Below are 1,075 nucleotides of genomic sequence, written 5' to 3'. Positions count from 1 at the left end.
GACGGATTGTCAATCCAAGTGCGACACTTCTTCTTCAAATGATTCGTGAGCAGTTTTCCATCCCAAACATTTCCTTGGTCTGTTGTTAATAAGTTGGAGGGCGTGTTCTAATTCTTCCTCGGTCACCTTTGCAAAGTCCTTTCCTTTTGGGAAGAACTCTCGAAGGAGCCCGTTTCCATTCTCATTGGAGCCTCGTTGCCATGAGGAATAAGGATCTGCAAAATATACCGTCATACCGTGTGACTCTTCCAATTCACGAAAGCACGCGAACTCTTTACCACGGTCTACGGTAGCTGTCTGGAAGGTTTGGGCAGGGTACTGTGCAGCAACTACACCAATAGCAATTTCCATAGATAATGAAGTGCGATCTGGCATTTTAATAGCAGTGTATAGCCTTGTTTTTCGCTCGATACATGTAGCGACACAAGCCTTACTTTTTCCTCGGCTGGAGACGACCGTGTCCAGTTCCCAGTGTCCAAAGGTTTCACGGGAACGAATCTCTTTAGGCCGTTGTTTGATAGAAGTGCCTACGAGGAAGCGACCTCGTTTTTCTTGGGGTTTTTGTCTTTTTCCTTTGTGTCTTAACTGCTGAACGGTGTTACGAATCATACGTCCTTGATAAAGCCAGCGATAGATCGTTTTGAACGAAACCATGGGCTCTCCTTTCAGTCTATAACGCATAGAGATTTGCTCAGGAGACCAGGTTTCGTGAAGTCGCTGTTCAATTTCTTTTCCGAGTGTCTCCGTCCATTTTTCTCTAGGTTTCTGAGCTTGGCGAAGATGCTTATAACGATGCTCTGATGCTACCGCTTGATAACCATTTAGGCTTTGATTTTTCCTCAGTTCCCGGCTGATCGTGGAATGATGACGATCCAATTCGCGAGCAATGGCTCGGGCGGACAGCCCCAGTTGATGTAATACTTCTAGTTTACTGCGTTCAATTATGCTAAGATGTGTGTAGCTCATGGCGGATTCTCCTTGTAGGTGTTGTGTGGTAACTCCATTCTACACGAATCCGGCCATGGGCCATTTTTAATTTTGAACTAGGTGTCGCACTTCATATTACAATCCGTCA

1 protein-coding gene is annotated in these 1,075 nt (G+C 45.5%); it reads right to left on the bottom strand.

The genetic code is table 11. The features are described from left to right. Positions 1 to 9 precede the first annotated feature (9 nt). Positions 10 to 966 (bottom strand): IS30 family transposase, encoded by a 957-nt coding sequence (locus PV403_RS24795; RefSeq protein ID WP_285741540.1) that lies wholly within the window; start codon positions 964 to 966, stop codon positions 10 to 12. Positions 967 to 1,075 lie beyond the last annotated feature (109 nt).

The sequence above is a fragment of the Paenibacillus sp. GYB006 genome (assembly GCF_036577645.1).
Lineage (GTDB): Bacteria > Bacillota > Bacilli > Paenibacillales > Paenibacillaceae > Paenibacillus.
This window is presented reverse-complemented; position numbering and strand designations above follow the sequence as displayed.